Genomic DNA, 17,855 nt, shown 5'->3' with positions numbered 1-17,855 from the left:
ATCCGCGAGTGGATTCGATTTTTTAAGAAGAGTTATTGATGAAGAGAATAGTTGTAGTAGGGGCCGGTAATCTGGGGCGCCGACATATGCAGAGCCTGGGCTTGAGTGAGTATAACCTTGAGATCTTTATGGTGGATGCATCAGAAGAGGCCCTGCAATTAGCACGTGAGCTCTACGAACAATCAGACATTGGCTTTCCTATCCACTACATGACCTCTTTGGAGAACGTAGTCGATGGGGCGGACGCGGCAATCGTTGCGACGACAGCGAACCCAAGGCTCAAAATATTGGACACTTTGATCCAAAAAGGGACCAAGAATATTGTGCTGGAGAAGGTGGCATTTAACTCAGTATCTGATATCGACGATGCATATAAGCTGGTAAATGATACAGATATCAAGGTATGGGTTAATTGCCCCCGACGACTCTATCCGATCTACCAACAGCTGAAGGAACGGTTGGCCGGAAACACGTTTAAACGCTTCTCTCTATCTGGCGATCACTATGGGATGGCCTGCAACGGCATTCACTTTATCGATCTGCTGGCCTATCTGATTGATGACAGTGACTACCAGATTGATGCCACAGGCGTATCGGCGATAGAGGAGAGTAAACGGTCCGGTTATGTGGAGTTTTTTGGTTCTCTGAAAGGGAAATTCAGTCAAGGATGTGAGTGGGTGCTGACATGCGGCTCTCAAGGGGAGCGGCCACAATTTGAATACAGCCTTGAAATGGCAGAAGGTCAGCTGCTGGTTAACGAACAGAAAGGCAAAGCGGAGTTGCGGTTGGCGGATCAGGTCACAGAGATTGAGTTTACGAATCCCTATCAGAGCGAGTTGAGCGGCCCGCTAGTTGACCAGATATTGGGTACGGGGGAGTGCTTGCTAACATCTTTTGATGAATCTATTGCGCTCCATAGACCGTTCATAGCCGCTTCCTACGAGCTCTATGCAAAGCATGCCGGTGAGAACGAACGGCAGATGGTGCCAATCACCTAAGGTGCTCTAAGTAGTAGTTGGAACCTAGATGAAAAAGTTTCTTCATTCAAATGTCGCCTATCTCGTGATGCTGATGGTCATGCAGGCCCCATTTCGGGTTCTAGCTGCCGTACTCTGCAAGGCTGCCTTTATCATCCTGCAGGTCAGTGCTATCTGGATTATGATCATCTGGGTTCGCGGTTCGATGCTTCCTTTGGCGCAACAGATTGTGGGGGCAGAGCCCGGTTCGCTCCTGTATCCCATCTTGTCGGGGGGGCTTTTAATCGGTGCGGCCTGTTCCTCTTGCTTGGCTCGCTCCCTGGGATTGGGGGGAGTTAAAAAAGTAGAGCAACTCGTTATGGCCGAAACGAGTGGGAAGCAGCTTCATGTTGGGGATTATCGTAATTTGGCGAAGTTGTTGCTTGCCGTCATCGATTCATTTGTTCCTCTGGCATTTATTATGTTAGTCATTCTTGTATGGATCTATACGGTTCCTGCTCTGATGCTACCGCTTGCCGGCGTGTTGCTGATTATTCTGTTCTTCTTCCGTCAGGGTGCCCGATTTTCCGCGCGCTATTTTAAATTGAGCTCAGAGCGGCTGGATCCAGAAAGTTATGTCGGTAGCGAGGAGCAGCAGCGGTTTTATCGCACACTCATGCTCCCTCAGTACATCACCGTTGGATCCTATATCTTTATCGCCGCGGCGCTGGTAGCCGTGGTGGTTTCAATCAAGACCTTATCTGCAGGTGATGTAGAGCTGGGGTTGCTTCCTATTGCATCTGCCTTAGCGGTGGTCCAGTTCCGATCTTTTGTAGGTCTGCTTGTTCGGTTCGGTGCTTATTCCAGAAACGTATCCAAAATAGTTGCTCTGATCAGAGCTTGATGGATTTGGCTGTATGATATCCCCTAAAGCGATAATGGATCAGGTGACGTCACTTGAGCGAAACCGTAATGTACACCTCAACTACAAAGGGGTAGATTGCTGGCCTGTTGTACGAAATACGTTGATGACTTTAGCGACGCATGGCGCTAAGAAAGAAGCGCGAAAGAGCCAAGTGCTTGGAATGGTGAAGGCATTCTTTAGCTTTCTCTCCCTGATTCTGTTCCCTACACCGGTATATGCTGCAATCCTGACCGATTACAAGTATCAAACGTACTTTGCTGGCGCCTATTGGTTTCGAGATGCTTCCGTCGTAAAACGTACGCTTGAACAAAAAGGACTGTCATCAGCTGTTCTAACCCAAAATCCACCAGGCACCCGCGGCCGCATCGGGGGCTCTCATACTATCTATTTTCTGATCGCCCTAGCTTCTCTACTATCGCGAGTCCTGAGACGGTTGGATCGAAGTGGCAAGCTGGAGGATTATGTTGATGGCATTTTTGCGAGCCGTGAGGTGGCGGATCTTGTTCAGTCGGGTCAGGTAACCCGTGAAAGACTGATTCGAAATATCTATTTTGTGATTGTTGCACGCTTTTTATTTGTAATACTTCTACGACGTTTGCAGGCGAAGAAGTGTTTTATTGTCTGTTACTACTCATGCTTGGGTATGGCTCTATGTGCAGCCTGTCGCTCTTTATCTATAGAGGCGGTCGATATGCAGCACGGTGTATCAGGTTCCGCAATGAGGGCTTATGGACGCTGGAGCAGTTTTCCAGTTGGTGGTCAGTTAAATACTCTGCCCGATACGTTCTACTGCTGGACTGAAATGGACCGAAAATCGATAACAGAGTGGGGTGCAATGACAGACGGTCAGCATCGAGCCCTATTGACCGGGAACCTTTGGCGTGACTTCCTGGCTCAAGCTGAGCTGGATGGGGGGATGACAGAGAGCATTGAAGATAGTCAGCTGGCGAAACTCTGTTCACAGTATGCCAGGGTGATCGTGTTCTGTGCCCAGCGCAATCCTATGCCGGAGTTGATTCGCGAGGCAATAATTCGAGCCCCCGCTGATTGGCTGTTTTTAATCAGATTACATCCTGATACAGAACACTCGCAATTGTCCGCAGTCCAGAGCCTTTACAAAGCGATAGGGTCTAACGTCGAGGTGGTGGATGCTACAAAGGCATCAATTCGTTCGGTGATGAAATTGGCGGATATTCATCTCACGGAATGGTCGGGTGCTGTTTACGACGCCTTCTTTGAGGGCGTTGATTCGATAGTGTTGACCGCCTACGGTGAAGACTATTTCAGTGACTTTGTCGATCAAGGTGTTGTTACGCGTATGTCCACGCCGGACAAGCTGGTCGCGTGTATCGCGGAAAAGCTCGGGAGCCCTAGTGTGAGTAGTAATTTTCGAGATCTTGGGGCTAAAGAGAGCATCCTTGAGCTGATGACTTCTTGAGCAGCCTGCTGAATTATCGCTGCTTGGTTCTACAGGCTGCGGTGCAGGTTTCATTCGGAGAAAATCTTGCTTGCTAGCGGTTTGGCTACTTTCGTAGCGCCAGTAATCGATAGGTGGTTGTCGTCTCGATAGAGGACTGCAGGGCCTTCTGTAGCGCTATAAGTGGAGGTTTTGCTATCGAACAAGAAGTCTGCAATATGCACTGCGTTGACCTCTAAGTTCGTTGCCGCGTTGTCCAGAAAGCGGTGCGCTGATAACGACTGACTTTCAAAATCTTGTTGTGTGATTCCAATGTTCGGCTCCTGTGTTCCTAAGCCGGTCAGCGCTCTGCGGGCCATATACAAAGGAGGATTCACCTCCATCTGCGGCACCGGATAGATTAGGTGGACTTTTTTACCCGCATTCAGCAGCACTCGGATCACCCTTTCAAAAGAGCTGTTTAAGGTCTCTTGATCATCTATCAGAGGGTTCCGTTTATTGGGATAGATCAGGTGGTTGTCGATATAACCTGTCCAGTAGGCATGTAGGACCACATGCTCTATCTCTTTATTGTGTGCTATATGGTCGAGGATGATCCGAACATTCTCCGAACACATTCGCTTACCGCTGGGGGACTTAGTATCTAAAATGGGTGGGCATCCGGCAATTGCAAACTCAATGAGTGAGTAGCCATGGGATGCGAATGCAGCGGATAGTGGGAAGGCGAGCTGATCCGCATGGCTATCACCCCATAAGGCCGCTTTGGGTAAATGGGATGGGCCGTAGATACATGCGTTATGCGGATCAATTTCACGGTTGCTTATTCTGCACTCGCGCAACCGGGGATTATTTTCATAACGATACTTAAGGTACCGGTTGACCTCCTGGCTTAAAGTGAATTGAGGTAGGTTCTCTTGGTTTCCTGCGTATGAAATTCCCAGCGCTAAACAGAGCGTAGTTAACGTATAAACGCCATACAGTCTCTTTTTATGGGTAGGTGTGCTTGATCTGATCTGGAAAGGCTTTTCCACAAGCATGTAAAGTATACCGGCGGCGACGATCGATACAGCAAGAGTGAGTAACGTTTCGCTGTCGTTGAGGGGGCGTCCAAGAACGGTTCTATAGTAAGCAAATAGTGGTTGGTGAACCAGATATAGGCTGAACGAAATAAGACCGAATAAGCGTAACCAAGATGAAGAAAGGGTGCGACCAGCAAAACTCCCAGGGCTGTAGAAGGCAAGTATAAGCAGGGTGCCCAGGCAGGGGAGAAGCGCCGCCGCGCCGGGGAAGTTAGATCGGTTGTCGAATATATAAACAGATAAGATGAGAGCCAAAATACCTGTGCTGGATAGAATGCTCTGTACTTGGTTACCAACTCTTGCTGCATTGATAAGGGGAAGGGTAAGGCTCAGGGAAATGCCGAGTAAAAACTGCCAGGCCCTCATGATACTTGAAAAGTAACTTTTGTTTGGGTTTTCCTCTACCTGTAAGGTGGCGTAAACAAAGGATATCGCCATTACCAAGATGCACAGGACAATCAGGTGCTTCTCACGCTTGTGTTTTAGAAGTAACCCTATAATCAACGGGGAAATTAGGTAGAACTGAAGCTCAATCGACAAGCTCCAGTAGTGTATCAACGGCTTATACTCGACCCCTATTCCGAAGTAGTTGATCGATGCTGAGGCCCAGCTATTGGCAGATAATAAGAGGAAGCTAAGTGCGCTTGCTGAAAGTTCTTTTAGCTCTTCAGGGAAGAGAATATTCAATCCAATCAGTAGGCAGAGGGCCGCTACGGTAAGTGCGGCAGGAAAAATTCGAAAAAAACGCTTCTTATAAAACTGGGTGACGCTGAAGCGGTTGGCTTGGATGCTGTTTTGGATAGACTCCGCCACCAAAAAACCGCTGAGTACAAAGAACACATCGACGCCAATATAGCCGCCGCTAGCAAAGTCGAAGCCAGCATGAAATAACAACACGGATATCACCGCGATGCCGCGAAGGCCTTCTATATCGCTTCGATAGGTTGGGTTTCTAAGGGTCATAGAGTTCGTGATTGCAACGGATTCAGTATGTGTTTGAAGTGGTATCCCCCACTTCGTTTGGTGGGGTAAGCTTGCGCTCTATTCTCTCTACCGCTTTTGTCACCATTCCCGGCTTAGTCTGATCGCTGTTCTCGCGAGTAATAAAATAAACATGTTTAGAGAAAACGTATTTGTCCTCACCTGGAGGGATCCAGCCAGACATGATGCCGGTGGGGGATAAGACAATGGTATCTGTGCCGACAGATGCTGCCATATCCATCATGTTATTTGATGGTACGATCGCATAATCGAGACAACTCATTAACGCCAGTAAGTTTTCGAAATCATTATAGAGGTCAAACGCTGGAGTGATGACCTTAGCAGAGTACGTATCAGATAGATGCTGGCACTGCTCTTCGGAAAATGCCGCATTAAGATTGATAAATGTGGTATCACTTAAGTTGAAAATAGCCGCCCAGTACTCTAGGGGAACCATGTGGATATCCCTGTTTGGCGTGCTGACGGTGGAACCGCTACAAAAACCTATGACATATTTCGTGTCTAAATTATCGATGTAACTTTGCCAGTAGTTTACACGCTCGGGACATGGGATCAGCCAGCCGCTGTGGCGGTTCTCCTGACAGTAGATTGAGTCAAAGTGTTCCGTTGAATCGATTCTAAAAAAAGCGGAATCTTTCAGCGCATCTCGCGTGGGTCTGTCGATAAAGTTAGCCAACCTTGGTGATATGTTCTTGAACATATCCGGTTGTAATGCCCGCTTTCTTGCCGATGTCTTGGGTATAAAACTCAGGTATGGAAAGGAGCGCTGGTGGATAGACAACATACGTTCATCACAGATGGCACGAAAGGTGCCGTGCTTTTCATACTCGGCTCGGTAAAAGAAGGGCAGGAATACATCGCCGCACAGGTCCTTCTCGGGAAACAGGGTTTTTACCCCATCTCGCCTGCTCTTTTGCTTATAAGCCCTTAGAAAAGAGGATGCTAACAGCTCGGATCTGATGTTTAGCGCAGGAACGGGGTCTCTACTCCCTAAACTGATATTTAGCTTTAGGGATATGTCCTTGTAATCTAGTGCCTTACCAAGGGCGATAGAGCGTTGTAGATCGCCGGATTTGTAGTAAACCGCTGATAACTGGCGAAATGAGCGTAACCTCAAGGGTTTGTTGAGAGGCGTGAGCTCCCTTAACAGCTGGGCCTCAACTTCATGCAGAACCCAAGCCTCATCTCTTATAAACGCAGCATTTATAAGGCTGTTTATATAGGTGGCATTGTACTTTCTCTGAGAAACCGCCAGTGCTGCTGTCCAGTCCGGCAAAACTTCTTTGTGAATGCCGCTGTATACGCACTGCAAATAATGCCTGGATAAAGCGGGTAGCCTATCTTTATGTTCCCTGAATAGATCATAAACAGCGGTTGTGTCCGCTTTGGCTTCAAGTGCCAGGAGGTGCTCCCACGACCTCAGGTTGGCACTATCAGGGCTCTGGGTTTCTAACAGTACCTCAAGAGCAGCTTGGTAATTGCCGACGTTTTCATAGGCACCCGCCAACAGGTTTTGGTAGCGCTGCTTTTTGCTACTGCTACGAAACTGCAGAGGGGACTGGTTATGCTGCTTCAACAGCTCCTGTGGCGCACTTCGCCTCAATAGGGTTTCGTATTGATAAAGTACTCTTTCCTCGGCATTAAACAGGCCCTCCGTCCAGCGCCATGCCCGCCTGGTTAAAGCTAAAACTACCTTGAGAAAAATGCGAATGGCCATAATAGATTTTTGGAGCAGTCTATGGATTAGTAGCCGGCCATTTTTTCGTAGATGGCCGCATGCTTGAGTTGCTCGTCAATCAGACACATATCCTGGAAGTTACCATCAATGAAGCTTTTACACTGTAAATACAGACCCGGCTTGAACTCCTGGTCCAGCTTGTCATTAACCTTAGCTCGATTGATCGCAACGGAGCCGATCTCTTGTACATGCAGCTGCTCAAATGGTCTGAAGATGAAGCGGTGTTTGGCGGTCAGCACTTCCATCGCCCAGCGTCCTGGGGCTTCCCAGTTTCCGGAGTAGGAAAACAATGCGTTGCGGTCAGTAATCCCGGCGCCGGCAAAGCGGGCGGCGGCGGGGTGCCAGCTTAACGAGCCATCGTTGTAGACGCTAATATCTGTTGGGGTACCGCCCAGATAAAATGCAGCATCAATGACATGGGTGGTGTTGGCAAGGAACCAGGTTTGCAGAGTTTGTTTGTCTTTGTCGAGTTTTTCGATGACATGTGCCCACTCAGTAATTTCAAAATTAAATGAGGTTACACCGCCATCAGCTTCAATCATGGCTTTTGCAGCCCTCAGCGAAGAAAAGAAACGTCGGTTATAAGCGATCAGTACCTTTGAGCCTTTAGTTTCAGCAAGTTCTGCGACGGCCGAAATTGAGGCTTTATCTAAGCCGCCAGGTTTTTCAACAAGGATTTTTTTTACACCGTAGTTAAGTAACTGTGTCGTGGCATCGGCAAGTTGCTCTACGCTAGTCGCCACAATCGCTGCGTCAGGCAGTTGAGGGGTCGTTGACAAAAACTCGGTCAGCCCTCCGGTAGCAACCGGCATACCCGTTTTTTCAGTAAAACGGGCTGCACTCTCCCTGGAGCGTCCGATGACTGTACTTTCCTGTTCAAGCGCTTTTAGGACCTGAGAGTAATCTGCTGCCATAGGGCCAGCACCAATAAGCCAAATCATGCGCGCTCCTCATGCGTTTTTCGGTGTTGATTGAGACTTAGATTCGAGCGTAGGGCGAAAATATTGGATAGTACTCCTGCTAGGCAAGGGTTATCCACACGTTTGTCATTACCCGTTGAGTTCGCGAACTATCTTAACAGGTTGTATGTGTGGTGTTGAGGGCATAAGTGGCATTTGATAAAGATGGGTGAAGCCTGATGCGAAGCTGTGATTCTCATCTTGTCTTACGTTGAAGCAAGGTGTTCTATGCGTTATCTCCCTGTTGAGAAAGGCATGGTTTGTTTTGAATAATTCGCGATTTGCATAGGGATGTTGGATCGTTACAATGCTACTAATTTTTAGCCGAAACGCTACTTTCAGTGCTCTCGTGAGCTCTTCTTTCCTCTCTTGTGGTGCATATCTTGAACAGTTTTTTGAAGAGAGTCTTTGATCTCATTGTTGCTATCTCAGCTGCTGTACTGCTATTGCCTGTTGCTGTAATGGTGGCATTGTTTGTGTTTTGTTTCATGGGGAAACCTATCTTTTTCACTCAGATTAGGCCTGGAATCCATGGCAAACCATTCAAAATATATAAGTTCAAAACGATGAAGGATGCGTCTTCTGACGGGTTAGTACATCAGTCGGATGCGGAACGGATGACCCGATTTGGCAGGGTGCTACGCAGTACCAGTTTGGATGAAATTCCACAGCTATGGAATGTAATCAGGGGTGATATGAGTTTGGTTGGTCCGCGGCCACTATTGATGGATTATTTGCCGTTGTACAATGACAGACAAATGACTAGGCATAACGTAAAACCTGGCATCACAGGGTGGGCACAGGTTAATGGGCGGAATAATCTTAGCTGGCAAGAAAAGTTCGAATTTGATATCTGGTATGTAAAGAATCAGTCGTTCTGCCTTGACCTGAAGATCTTGTGGCTAACCGTTAAGAAAGTGCTAAAGCGACAGGATGTGAATTCCAAAGGGCATGCTACCTCAGTGCGTTTTGAGGGAAACGATAAATGAAGCGTTTGGCTATTCTAGGCGCAAGCGGCCACGGTAAAGTGGTCGCCGATGCTGCTCAACTATTAGGATGGGATGTCTTTTTCTTTGATGATGGTAAGCACGCTGGAGAGGGTGTGGGAAGCTGGAAGGTTTTAGGGAGTACGGATGACCTAATCAAACGGTTACTGGAGTTTGATGGAGTAATTGTCGGTATTGGGAAAAATGAGATCCGAATCAGTAAATCTCGGCAGATCTCAGAAGCAGGTGGGCGGCTTGTATCTATTATTCACCCAGGCTCAAATGTTAGTCCTTACGCCGATATTAATGTAGGGACAGTTGTCATGGCAGGTGCCGTTGTGAACGCTTTTACGACAATTGGGACTGCGTCCATTGTCAATTCTGGCGCCACGATTGATCATGACTGTAATGTGGCGGATGGCGTTCATATCTCCCCTGGGGCAAACGTTGCAGGTGGCGTTAATATCGGTCGAGGTAGTTGGATTGGCATCGGAAGTAGTGTTAAAGAATTGGTGACGATTGGCAGTGATGTTGTCGTTGGGGCAGGTGCGGTTGTATTGAGTGATGTAGCTTCATCAAATACGGTTTATGGCGTACCTGCTAAGTGAGATTTGAACAGAGATTTAATATGTTGAACACCGGTTTTAGTTCGTGGCCAAGTTTTACAGAAGAAGAAGCAAATGCCGCAAGATCTGTTTTGCTCTCCAATAAAGTTAATTACTGGACTGGTGGAGAAGGAAGGGCTTTTGAGAAGGAATTTGCGGCGTGGAGCGATACTAAGCACGCTATTGCCGTTGCTAACGGCACAGTTGCATTAGATTTGGCTCTAGTCGCTGTTGGTATTGCTGCTGGTGATGAAGTGATTGTCACTTCAAGAACCTTTTTAGCTTCAGCATCCTCTATCGTGTCGGTTGGTGCAATCCCGGTATTTGCTGATGTAGATCGCGAAAGCCAAAATATTACACCTGAGAGTGTAGAGCCGTTAATAACTGAAAAAACCAAAGCGATTATTTGTGTTCACCTTGCCGGCTGGCCATGTGACATGGATGGCTTTCGTGACTTAGCTGAAGAGCATTCGCTTTGGCTAATTGAAGATTGTGCGCAGGCGCATGGTGCTGAGTACAAAGGCAGCCCAGTGGGGAGCTTGGGAGATATCGCTGCGTGGTCGTTTTGCCAGGATAAGATTATGACGACCGGTGGTGAAGGTGGAATGGTTACCACAAATGACGAGTCCCTTTGGAAGAAAGCATGGTCGTACAAAGATCATGGTAAATCATGGGATTCGGTATATGGCAAGGAGCATCCCCCTGGTTTTCGTTGGCTGCATGATTCGTTTGGCACGAACTGGAGAATGACAGAGGTGCAAGCCGCTATCGGCCGGATTCAACTTCGAAGGATGTGTCAGTGGACTGACCTAAGAAGGCGATATTCCGAAGCTATCTGGACTAGTGCGAGGAATTGTCGTGGACTAAGGGTTCCGGAGCTGCCGTCGTACATAAAGCATGCAGGTTATAAATGTTATGTGTTTGTGGAACCTTTAGAACTGGCGGAAGGATGGGACCGAGATCGTATAATTGCGGAGATAACGAGTCTCGGTATCCCTTGTTTTTCAGGATCATGTTCCGAAGTTTATTTAGAAAAGGCGTTTGATAATACTGGTTGGCGTCCTGAGGAACGCTTGCCAATAGCAAAGGAACTGGGCGATACAAGTCTAATGTTTTTGGTGCATCCGACGCTGCATATGCATGAGATCGAAAATACGTGTCAGGTCTTACAGCAAATTATGGATAAGGCTTCTATCTGACAGTTCGATAATCACCGAGAGACGATTACCTTGAAGGAACAATTTAATTCAGCTCAGCAGCCATGGCATGTGCGAATGGTTTTACTTGATAGGGTGCAAAAGCGTCTTGTCATGAGGGGCTTGGATACAGTTACTATTGCTGTTGCACTATGGTTGGCGTACGTCCTGCGCTTAGCTGATTTCTGGCCAACTGGCTACATTGAGCAGGCTTGGTGGTTGTTCTTGGTTCTGCCTCCAATCGGTGTGCTCGTGTTTACTCAAACAGGATTATATCGTGTCGTGGTGCGCTATATGAGCACAAACGCGATATGGTCCATCCTGCAGGGAGTTGCTTTACTGGCCCTTGTTCTATGGGCATCAGCTTTTGTCGCTCAAATTCCCAAGTTTCCGCGTTCTGTACCTGTTAACTTCGCATTATCGGCATTTGTGCTCATTGGAGGAACACGCTTGCTTATTCGTCAGTATTATCAATGGGCAATACGGCGTTATTTTGATAAGGAACCGGTGCTCATTTACGGTGCAGGGGGGGCTGGAGCACAGCTGGCCCTTGCACTGGCTAGCGGAGGCGAGCTTTCAGCAGTTGGATTTCTGGATGATGACAAGGCTTTGTGGGGAGAAACAGTAGCGGGACTAACGGTATATAATCCCAAGGAATTAGGGGCTCTTATTGAAACACTAGAAATTACGCATGTATTACTAGCACTGCCTTCAGTAGATCGCTCCGTTAGGCAGAAAGTACTTCATAGTCTCTCGGATTATTCTGTGCATGTTAAAACTGTGCCATCGTTACCGGAGATAGTATCGGGTGAGGAGCTAGATAGTCTTAGAGAAGTGCCTTTGGAAGACCTGTTAGGTCGCGATCCTGTTCCGCCAAAGGAGAGCCTTATTCAGTCAAGTGTTACGGGCAAGGTGGTAATGATTTCGGGGGCAGGAGGGTCTATTGGAGCGGAGATTGTCCGGCAGGTGGTTGTTAATAAACCAGCTGCAGTGGTGCTGTATGAACAGAGTGAGTTTGCTCTGTATAGCATTGAAAGAGAAATTTCCCAGATAGTAGTATCAGATCGACTATCGGTACCTCTATTCCCGGTAATAGGCTCGGTTACTGACAAGTTCAGGGTGGTGGAAACACTGCGGCATTTTGATGTAGATACTGTATACCATGCAGCAGCTTACAAGCATGTTCCTTTGGTCGAACACAATATATTCGAAGGAATTCGTAATAACTCCTTAGGAACCAAGGTCCTTGCTGAAGCAGCATTAGAGCAAGGTATTGAGCGATTTATCTTGATTTCCACTGATAAAGCTGTCCGGCCGACTAATGTAATGGGGGCGACTAAGCGGCTGGCAGAGCTTGTTTTGCAGGAACTCGCGACACGTAAGTCTAAAACAACGTTCTCAATGGTAAGGTTCGGGAATGTATTGGGTTCTTCCGGGTCGGTGGTGCCATTATTTCGCAAGCAAATTGAAAGTAAAGGGCCGGTAACTGTTACCCATCCAGAAATTACTAGGTTTTTTATGACAATTCCTGAGGCTGCTTCGTTGGTGATTCAAGCTGGCTCAATGGCGAAAGGTGGAGACGTATTCGTTTTGGATATGGGGGAGCCTGTCAAGATAGAGGAGCTTGCTCGCAGAATGATTCACCTAATGGGGCTGGAAGTAAAGTCAGAAGCCCACCCGCAAGGTGATATTGAGATTCAGTTTTCGGGGTTACGTCCAGGTGAGAAGTTATATGAAGAGCTTCTTATCGGTGAGGATGTCATTGGGACTGAACACCCCAAGATTATGAGGGCCTGTGAGGAAATGCTATCGCGCAGCGAGATTGATAAAATATTCAACGACTTAGCTGTCGCGGAAGCTGATTTTGACTGTGAGCTCGCAAGGAATATTTTACAAAAAGCTATAAAAGGATTTAACCCTTCATCTCCGGTTGTGGATCTTTTGTCTAAGCAGTCAGTTTCTGTAGAAAAGTCTGGTGCTTTGCACTAATTAAAATAGTGTTGCTTATGAAGGTTAACACTTCCCCCCTGTTGCAGGGCGAGTTACTTAATCATCACGCACAGGGCAAAAATAACTTTGTTGGCCACATCGGCGGGGATGATTTTGTGGTGATCTTCCGTAGTGCGGATTGGCGGGAGTGTTGCGAGCGGATCATTTGTGAATTTGATGCCCAGGTTCGGGCATTTTACTCATCGCAGGATCTGCAATGTGAAGGGATCGAAGCGTTGGACCGCAACGGCAGTCCGACTTTCTATCCGCTTCTGGGGTTGGCCATTGGTGTTGTTCATCCGGATGCCAGCCGTTGTGACTCGCACAATGAGGTGGCGGAGCTGGCGACCCAAGCAAAAAAGAAGCCAAAGCGTTGCCGTACAGTAGGCTGTTTATCTCCCGCCGTCGCGGACGGGACGACCGTATCGATCCGCTTAGCTGACCATCGCGTGCTGTTAGCCTGAAAGCGCGCGCATTGCCTGATCGGTGGTGAAGAATACCTGCCCATCGCCCAGGTGTTCGATAAAAGATGTATTGAGCAATTGATCCATTACCGGACCTTTAACCTCCGCCAGATGCAGGGTGATCTGCTCATCACGCAATTTAAGCACCAGGTTTTCTAATGTTTCCAGCGCGCTGGCATCGATAAAGTTCACTGCGTTAAAGATCAGCACCACGTGCCGCAGGCTTTTTTGCTCGGCGCACTGGGCAAGTACAAACTCTTCTACATAACGCGTGTTGGCGAAATACAGGCTCTCATCTACGCGTAGCGCGAGAGTGTCGGCGTAGGTGGTTACATCATGGCGAGCGATATTACGGAAGTGTTCGCTGTTACCTACACGCCCCACAACTGCAATGTGTGGCTGGCTGGATCGGTAAAGCAGCAGGGCAATGGAGATCCCGATGCCTGAGAGAATACCCAGCTCGACTCCCAGAGCTAACACCAATACAAAGGTGGCCAGCAGTGTCAAAGCGTCGGCCTTGTTAAATTGCCAGCATTGTCGGAAAGAGGAGAAATCGATCAGTGGTATCACTGCCATCACAATCACTGCGCCCAGCGTCGCTTTGGGCAGGTAGTAGAAAAGGGGCGTCAGAAATAGCAGGCTCAGGAGTACCAGGAGTGCAGAGATCAGGGACGCGATTGTGGTCTGGGCGCCGGCACTGTGGTTGATCATCGAGCGGCCAAAGCCTCCGGCAACCGGATAGGTACCCGAGATGGCCGCTCCCAGATTGGCGACTCCCAGAGCGATAAGCTCCCTATTGGGATCAATCCGCTCTCGCCGCTTGCTGGCCAGCACAGTGCCAACGGATACACTTTCTAGGAAACCGATCAGGGAGATCAACAGTGCAGGCACAAAGAGATCCTGCCAGAGGGTAAATTCAATTCTGATTGCAAACAGGTTTGGTAACCCGGTGGGGATTGTGCCGACAGTGGATACGTCAGCACTGCTATCCAGCTGCCAGCCCCAGACCATCAAACTGCCGGTGATAAGGGCAAACATCGGGCCCGCTTTGCTCATTGGTTGTGCAGCCCTGGCCGGTACCCCCATCGATTCCAGTAAGCAACAGAGTTTGTCTTTGGTAAACCACAATACGAGCAGTGAAGTTAAACCAACCAGCAGTGTAACCGGGTTGATTTCGTGGATCTGGCTCGCCAGTAAGTCAAATACCTCCCAAATGTGCAGTTCACGTGGAATATTCAGGCCGCTGAAATACTTAATCTGGCTGACAGCGATCATCAGGGCTGCAGCGCTGGTAAAACCTGCGGTTACGGAGTGACTTATAAAGTTAACGATCGAACCTAGGCGCAGCGCGCGTAATAGCAATAAAACAATGCCAACTAGAAGGGACAGGTTCACTGCTGCATTAATGTATGCGTCGGTTCCCTGATCGGCGAACTGACCTATGGTGGAGCCCACCATCAGCGAAACGATGGCTACGGGGCCAACCGCAAGCGAACGGCTGCTGCCCAGTAGGGCATAAACCATCAGCGGCAGTATGCTTGCGTAGAGACCATATTGCGGTGGCAGGCCAGCCAGGAAGGCGTACGCCATCCCCTGTGGCACCAGCATAATGGCCACGATCACGCCCGCCAGCAGATCGCTGATAAATGAGCTGCGTTGATAATGTTGCAGCCACTGTGCAAGAGGGAATGTAGTTAGCAGCGGGTGCATCGTGCCAAACCTTTGCAATAAAAGTGGGATGGGTTTTATATTTCTAAATTATAAGCATATATTTAAAGATTATAAATGGTCTTCGGTGCAGTACAGGATCAGTGTTATATTTTTTGGAAAATTCAGTAGGTCGCGGTTCCAGTTTTAATCTTTGGGTGGTCCCAGATGTTTGATCGTTCCAACGTAGAGATACACTCCTGTGACGTGGTGTACGACGGCTTTTTCCAGATGCACAAATTGCATCTCAGCCATGCCCGATTTGCAGGTGGGAGTGCAGAGATAACACGCGAACTCTTTGTGCGTGGAGAAGCCGTGTGTGTGTTGTTGTATGATCCCGCCAAAGCGTCTGTGGTGATGATTGAGCAGTTTCGTGTGGGAGCACTGGAGCATCCTCGTAGTCCCTGGCTGCTCGAGCTGGTGGCTGGCATCGTTGAGCAGGGGGAAACCTGTGAGGAAGTTGCCCATCGTGAAGCGGATGAGGAAGCGGGGGCAATCCTGACCGAATTGGTACCAATTACCCGGTATCTGGTCAGCCCCGGCGGGACCAATGAGTGGATATCGCTCTATTGTGCACGAGTGGATAGCACCGATATGGGTGGGGTTCACGGGCTGGAAGCCGAAGGGGAGGATATTCGTGTTCAAGTGTTGCCATGCAAACAGGTTTTTGAGATGGTCGCGGATGGTCGAATCGACAACGCGCCATCAATTATTGCCCTGCAGTGGTTACAGTTGAATAGGGATAATCTGAATCAGCGCTGGTTAACATAAAGCTGGAATGCGAAAGCGGTGAGGCATGGGTGAAAATGCTTTCCACGCTACGTGGGATTTGCACTGGATCGATAGGTGTCGAGAGTTTTGATGAGGGTATTTGCAGGATCTCCAACGATGGTGAACGGACAATGATGAAGGCAGAATTTATTAATCCATTTCTCGCTTCGATGACCAATGTGCTCTCCACGATGGCACAGATTGAGTCTCGACCAGGGAAGCCCTCAGTGAAAAAAAGCTCGACTGCCCTCGGGGCGGTAACAGGCATTATCGGTATGGCTGGAGAACAGCTTAAGGGCTCGTTTGCGGTGTCGTTTTCCGAGCCGGTTATTTATGCAATCACCAAGCGGATGTTGGGTGAAGAGGTTGCTACGGTCAACGAGACTGTAACCGATATGGTGGGCGAGTTGACCAACATGGCCACAGGTGGGGCTAAGGCATTGCTTGCGGAAAAAGGCTTTGACTTTGATATGGCCGTGCCAGTGATGGTGAGTGGCAAGGAGCACAAGATTGAACACTCCTCCAGCGGCCCGACCATCATCCTGCCGTTTGAGACTGATTACGGTGATTTTTTCATTGAGATCAGTTTTATCAACGTGAACTGATGCGAACCCATGGTTCTGTCGGTCCCGAAACTGGCGATACATGATTGAAATTTGACCACTTGATGTCGCCGGTATTCCCCTGCACGCAATTACGTTAAGATAACGCTGATTCAATAAATCGTGCACCCAGTTGCGCGTCTGGTAGCTGATGAAACGTAAATATATCCCTGATCTACGCAAACAGATGGCTCAGTGTGAAGTCAACTATATGCGTCTGATGAAGCTGATGCCGGACCTGGATAACGTCGACGAGCGCTGTTATCAGGTGGCCTGGCCAGATCATCAGGCCAGCTTGCGCCTGGAGGTTGAGGAACGTTTTACCTACACCACCACCCTGAAAGTGACCCCACAGCATGATCACGATTCCCCCTGGCTTGGTGCGACCCAGTTGGTCGTGCGTCTGTACCACGACGCAAGCACTGCGGAAGTAGTCTGCACGCGGCGTAAACAGTTGTCGGGTGTATATAGCTATCCCAACAAACGTATGCGTCAGCCCGACGAGAAGATCCAGATCAATGAATATCTCGGTGAGTGGCTGAGTCACTGCCTGAGTCATGGGCATATGATGGAACCCGTGTTCATCGGTTGAGTGACGGCGGGTTGTTAATGCTGAAAGTTCTTCAGGTAACAGACCTGCATCTGCAGGCCGATCCCTCGCAAAAAATGCAGGGTGTTGTGATCGAGCAGCGCTGGCAAACCGTTCTTGAGCATATACAGACGCATCATCATGATGCCGATCTACTGGTACTGACCGGCGACTTGGTTCACCACAGCGGGCCCACGGCGTATCAGCGTCTGGTAAAACAGCTTGATGACCTGAAACTCCCCGCTGTCTGGTTGCCCGGCAATCACGATGATCCAGAGCAGATGCGCCAATACGGAACAGCAGCGCTCAACCGCAAAATCATTGATCTAGGAGGCTGGCGACTGGTGTTGCTGGATTCCACCGCCAATGCCGACGGCGTAGGTGGGGGCAGTCTGGCGCGGGCAGAGCTGGCGCTCCTGCAGGAAACCCTGGTGAACTCAGTGGATGAACACCTGATGGTGCTGCTGCATCACAACCCGGTTCATCTAGGCAGTGGCTGGCAAGACCCGATATCGCTCGGTAATGCGGATGCGTTCTGGCACTGCATCTCCACGTCTCCGGCTGTTCGCTGTGTGCTATTTGGTCATGTGCATCAGGCGTGGGATCTCACCGAACAAGGTGTCCGCTTGTGCTCCTCGCCTGCTGTGGCCCCTCAATACAAAGCGTGCAGTGATAGCGTTGTACTGGAGGATGATCCGCAGAAAACGGGGCCGGCTTATACCGTCTATCATTTGGCAGACGGTGGGCAGGTCAACGCAAACGTCGTCCGGCTGTAGCTCCGGTTGCACGGCCGTCAGCGGTCGGGTAACGTCTCTTCAATCCTGAAACTGCATTATTCTCAGTTCAGGCCGATAAGATATGAGTTCGAGG

At 49.0% G+C, this 17,855-nt stretch carries 16 protein-coding genes; 12 read left to right on the top strand and 4 right to left on the bottom strand.

The annotated features are described in order from the left end of the window. Positions 1 to 38 precede the first annotated feature (38 nt). The 3 genes from QKW35_RS01510 (at position 39) to QKW35_RS01500 (ending at position 3,319) form a co-directional block, all read left to right on the top strand. Positions 39 to 998 carry a Gfo/Idh/MocA family oxidoreductase gene (locus QKW35_RS01510; RefSeq protein WP_282350324.1) on the top strand — a complete coding sequence of 320 codons (960 nt, stop codon included), beginning with the start codon at positions 39 to 41 and terminating at the stop codon, positions 996 to 998. 28 nt (positions 999 to 1,026) lie between these two features. Next, entirely contained in the window at positions 1,027 to 1,860 is an 834-nt protein-coding gene (locus QKW35_RS01505) for a hypothetical protein (RefSeq protein ID WP_282350323.1), read from the top strand. Positions 1,861 to 1,984: 124 nt separating this feature from the next. Further along, on the top strand, positions 1,985 to 3,319 hold the full coding sequence (locus QKW35_RS01500) for a hypothetical protein (protein WP_282350322.1): 1,335 nt from the start codon (positions 1,985 to 1,987) through the stop codon (positions 3,317 to 3,319). Positions 3,320 to 3,369: 50 nt separating this feature from the next. On the opposite strand, the gene QKW35_RS01495 is transcribed toward QKW35_RS01500, so the two are convergent. Genes QKW35_RS01495 through QKW35_RS01485 form a run of 3 tightly spaced genes read right to left on the bottom strand, consistent with a single transcriptional unit; the run spans position 3,370 to position 8,058 of the window. Then, positions 3,370 to 5,340: an acyltransferase family protein gene (locus QKW35_RS01495; protein WP_282350321.1), complete on the bottom strand. Its 1,971-nt coding sequence runs from the start codon at positions 5,338 to 5,340 to the stop codon at positions 3,370 to 3,372. A 22-nt stretch (positions 5,341 to 5,362) separates the two neighbouring features. Then, the gene (locus tag QKW35_RS01490) at positions 5,363 to 7,096 is read right to left on the bottom strand and encodes a glycosyltransferase family protein (RefSeq protein WP_282350319.1); all 1,734 of its coding nucleotides are present in this window, start codon (positions 7,094 to 7,096) and stop codon (positions 5,363 to 5,365) included. A 26-nt stretch (positions 7,097 to 7,122) separates the two neighbouring features. Beyond that, positions 7,123 to 8,058 (bottom strand): Gfo/Idh/MocA family oxidoreductase, encoded by a 936-nt coding sequence (locus QKW35_RS01485; protein WP_282350318.1) that lies wholly within the window; start codon positions 8,056 to 8,058, stop codon positions 7,123 to 7,125. A gap of 401 nt (positions 8,059 to 8,459) precedes the next feature. On the opposite strand from QKW35_RS01485, the gene QKW35_RS01480 reads away from it, so the two are divergent. Genes QKW35_RS01480 through QKW35_RS01460 form a run of 5 tightly spaced genes read left to right on the top strand, consistent with a single transcriptional unit; the run spans position 8,460 to position 13,316 of the window. Then, complete coding sequence (locus tag QKW35_RS01480) at positions 8,460 to 9,065, top strand: sugar transferase (protein WP_282350317.1); 606 nt, start codon at positions 8,460 to 8,462, stop codon at positions 9,063 to 9,065. Next, positions 9,062 to 9,670, top strand: a complete 609-nt coding sequence (locus tag QKW35_RS01475; RefSeq protein ID WP_282350316.1) for an acetyltransferase — start codon at positions 9,062 to 9,064, stop codon at positions 9,668 to 9,670. The genes QKW35_RS01480 and QKW35_RS01475 overlap by 4 nt, the downstream gene beginning before the upstream one ends. 20 nt (positions 9,671 to 9,690) lie before the next feature. Next, positions 9,691 to 10,866: a DegT/DnrJ/EryC1/StrS family aminotransferase gene (locus QKW35_RS01470; protein ID WP_282350315.1), complete on the top strand. Its 1,176-nt coding sequence runs from the start codon at positions 9,691 to 9,693 to the stop codon at positions 10,864 to 10,866. Positions 10,867 to 10,896: 30 nt separating this feature from the next. After that, positions 10,897 to 12,852, top strand: coding sequence for a polysaccharide biosynthesis protein (locus tag QKW35_RS01465; protein ID WP_282350314.1), 1,956 nt, complete (start codon positions 10,897 to 10,899; stop codon positions 12,850 to 12,852). Between the two features lie 17 nt (positions 12,853 to 12,869). Next, a complete protein-coding gene (locus QKW35_RS01460; protein WP_282350313.1) occupies positions 12,870 to 13,316 on the top strand; it encodes a nucleotidyl cyclase domain-containing protein in 447 nt (148 codons plus the stop codon). Here the strand turns inward: QKW35_RS01460 and QKW35_RS01455 are convergent. Continuing rightward, positions 13,308 to 15,026, bottom strand: coding sequence for a SulP family inorganic anion transporter (locus QKW35_RS01455; RefSeq protein WP_282350311.1), 1,719 nt, complete (start codon positions 15,024 to 15,026; stop codon positions 13,308 to 13,310). The two genes, QKW35_RS01460 and QKW35_RS01455, sit on opposite strands and share 9 nt — an antisense overlap. A 165-nt stretch (positions 15,027 to 15,191) precedes the next feature. Here QKW35_RS01455 and QKW35_RS01450 point away from each other — a divergent pair, with 165 nt between their 5' ends. From QKW35_RS01450 to QKW35_RS01435, 4 genes are all read left to right on the top strand, one after another. Then, positions 15,192 to 15,794 (top strand): NUDIX domain-containing protein, encoded by a 603-nt coding sequence (locus QKW35_RS01450; protein WP_282350310.1) that lies wholly within the window; start codon positions 15,192 to 15,194, stop codon positions 15,792 to 15,794. Between the two features lie 131 nt (positions 15,795 to 15,925). After that, on the top strand, positions 15,926 to 16,399 hold the full coding sequence (locus QKW35_RS01445; protein ID WP_282350308.1) for a chemotaxis protein CheX: 474 nt from the start codon (positions 15,926 to 15,928) through the stop codon (positions 16,397 to 16,399). 148 nt (positions 16,400 to 16,547) lie between these two features. Then, positions 16,548 to 16,988: a DUF1249 domain-containing protein gene (locus tag QKW35_RS01440; RefSeq protein WP_282350306.1), complete on the top strand. Its 441-nt coding sequence runs from the start codon at positions 16,548 to 16,550 to the stop codon at positions 16,986 to 16,988. A gap of 17 nt (positions 16,989 to 17,005) precedes the next feature. Continuing rightward, positions 17,006 to 17,761: a metallophosphoesterase gene (locus tag QKW35_RS01435; protein WP_282350304.1), complete on the top strand. Its 756-nt coding sequence runs from the start codon at positions 17,006 to 17,008 to the stop codon at positions 17,759 to 17,761. Positions 17,762 to 17,855: the final 94 nt, after the last annotated feature.

Origin of the sequence: Pontibacterium granulatum (assembly GCF_029961155.1) — a bacterium.
In the GTDB taxonomy this organism is placed as follows: domain Bacteria; phylum Pseudomonadota; class Gammaproteobacteria; order Pseudomonadales; family Balneatricaceae; genus Pontibacterium; species Pontibacterium granulatum.
The sequence above is the reverse complement of the archived record's forward strand: the minus strand, read 5'-3'. Positions and strand labels throughout refer to the sequence as shown.

What these genes read in the sequence shown, in the direction of transcription:
- QKW35_RS01475 (WP_282350316.1), top strand. Translation starts at nt 9,062, where the DNA reads ATGAAGCGTTTGGCTATTCTAGGCGCAAGCGGCCACGGTAAAGTGGTC.
- QKW35_RS01440 (WP_282350306.1), top strand. Translation starts at nt 16,548, where the DNA reads ATGAAACGTAAATATATCCCTGATCTACGCAAACAGATGGCTCAGTGT.
- QKW35_RS01485 (WP_282350318.1), bottom strand. Translation starts at nt 8,058, where the DNA reads ATGATTTGGCTTATTGGTGCTGGCCCTATGGCAGCAGATTACTCTCAG.
- QKW35_RS01450 (WP_282350310.1), top strand. Translation starts at nt 15,192, where the DNA reads ATGTTTGATCGTTCCAACGTAGAGATACACTCCTGTGACGTGGTGTAC.
- QKW35_RS01460 (WP_282350313.1), top strand. Translation starts at nt 12,870, where the DNA reads ATGAAGGTTAACACTTCCCCCCTGTTGCAGGGCGAGTTACTTAATCAT.
- QKW35_RS01510 (WP_282350324.1), top strand. Translation starts at nt 39, where the DNA reads ATGAAGAGAATAGTTGTAGTAGGGGCCGGTAATCTGGGGCGCCGACAT.
- QKW35_RS01490 (WP_282350319.1), bottom strand. Translation starts at nt 7,096, where the DNA reads ATGGCCATTCGCATTTTTCTCAAGGTAGTTTTAGCTTTAACCAGGCGG.
- QKW35_RS01455 (WP_282350311.1), bottom strand. Translation starts at nt 15,026, where the DNA reads ATGCACCCGCTGCTAACTACATTCCCTCTTGCACAGTGGCTGCAACAT.
- QKW35_RS01500 (WP_282350322.1), top strand. Translation starts at nt 1,985, where the DNA reads ATGACTTTAGCGACGCATGGCGCTAAGAAAGAAGCGCGAAAGAGCCAA.
- QKW35_RS01505 (WP_282350323.1), top strand. Translation starts at nt 1,027, where the DNA reads ATGAAAAAGTTTCTTCATTCAAATGTCGCCTATCTCGTGATGCTGATG.
- QKW35_RS01435 (WP_282350304.1), top strand. Translation starts at nt 17,006, where the DNA reads ATGCTGAAAGTTCTTCAGGTAACAGACCTGCATCTGCAGGCCGATCCC.
- QKW35_RS01495 (WP_282350321.1), bottom strand. Translation starts at nt 5,340, where the DNA reads ATGACCCTTAGAAACCCAACCTATCGAAGCGATATAGAAGGCCTTCGC.
- QKW35_RS01470 (WP_282350315.1), top strand. Translation starts at nt 9,691, where the DNA reads ATGTTGAACACCGGTTTTAGTTCGTGGCCAAGTTTTACAGAAGAAGAA.
- QKW35_RS01445 (WP_282350308.1), top strand. Translation starts at nt 15,926, where the DNA reads ATGATGAAGGCAGAATTTATTAATCCATTTCTCGCTTCGATGACCAAT.